Below are 1,328 nucleotides of genomic sequence, written 5' to 3' on the forward strand. Positions count from 1 at the left end.
TGTCGTCGCCCGCGACTGCGTCCTCGGGCATCTCCGTGGCCGGCATCGGCATGGCGGTCGCGGTGCTCGCGAGCTTCCTCTATGCCTTCGACGTGGACAGCGCGGCCCGCCCCGATCTGTGGATGAACCTGGGTCTTGCCGTCGTGGCACTCGCGCTCGGCGGCGGCGTGGCCTGGTGGGCGGGGCGCACCGTGGCGATGACCGCCATGCCGCAGATGGTCGCGATCTACAACGGCATGGGCGGCGGCGCGGCCGGAGCCATCGCAGCGGTGGAGCTGTTCGGCGGAAAGACGCAGGGCATGACCGCGCTGATCGTCACCCTGCTCGGCGCCCTCATCGGTGCGGTGTCGTTGTCCGGCTCGCTGATCGCCTGGGCCAAGCTCGACGGCGTGATCAAGAACCCGTTGCGGTTCAAGGCGCAGCAGGTGGTCAACGGGGTAGTCTTGCTGGCAACGCTCGCGGTCGGCGCCTACCTCGTCGTGGCGAGTGTCGACAAATCGGTGCTGGTGCTGGGCGGGCTTGGCGTGCCGGCATCGATCTACCTCTTCTTCGGCTTCGCGCTGGTGCTCGGCATCCTGATGACGCTGCCCATCGGCGGGGCCGACATGCCGGTGGTGATCTCGATCTTCAATGCCTTCACGGGTCTTGCGGTCGGTCTCGAAGGCTTCGTGCTGCAGAACCCGGCGCTGATGATCGCCGGCATGGTGGTCGGTGCGGCGGGCCTGCTGCTGACGCTGCTGATGGCCCGCGCGATGAACCGCTCGGTGAGCAACGTGGTGTTCAGCAACTTCGGCGGAGCCTCCAAGCACAAGCCGGGCAAGATCAAGGGCGAGTTGAAGCCGATGCAGCCCGGCGATGCGGGCATCGCGATGCGCTACGCCAGCTCGGTGATCATCGTGCCGGGCTACGGCCTCGCCGCGGCGCAAGGGCAGGGCAAGCTGTTCGACTTCGTCAAGCTGTTGCAGGCCGGTGGCGTGAGCGTGAAGTTCGCGATCCATCCGGTCGCGGGCCGCATGCCGGGTCAGATGGACGTGCTGCTGGCCGAGGCCGGCGTGCCCTACGACATGATCTTCCAGCTCGAAGACATCAACGACGAGTTCAAGACCACCGACGTGGCACTCGTCATCGGTGCCAACGACGTGGTTAACCCCGCCGCGCGCACGGACAAGGGCTCACCGATCTTCGGCATGCCGATCCTGAACGCCGACCAGGCGAAGAAGGTGTTCGTCATCAAGCGAGGTGAGGGCAAGGGCTATGCAGGCATCGTCAACGCGCTCTTTTATGGCCACAACTGCCACATGGTTTATGGCGACGCACAAGCCGTGCTG

The 1,328-nt window shown here is 66.1% G+C and carries 1 protein-coding gene; it reads left to right on the forward strand.

Annotated features, from left to right (window positions below; genetic code table 11):
• Positions 1-1,328 (forward strand): NAD(P)(+) transhydrogenase (Re/Si-specific) subunit beta (locus QN397_RS26565; RefSeq protein WP_323502515.1); only part of this gene is annotated, 1,328 nt, incomplete at both ends.

Origin of the sequence: Variovorax sp. RTB1, assembly GCF_035018765.1 — a bacterium.
Lineage (GTDB): Bacteria > Pseudomonadota > Gammaproteobacteria > Burkholderiales > Burkholderiaceae_C > Variovorax.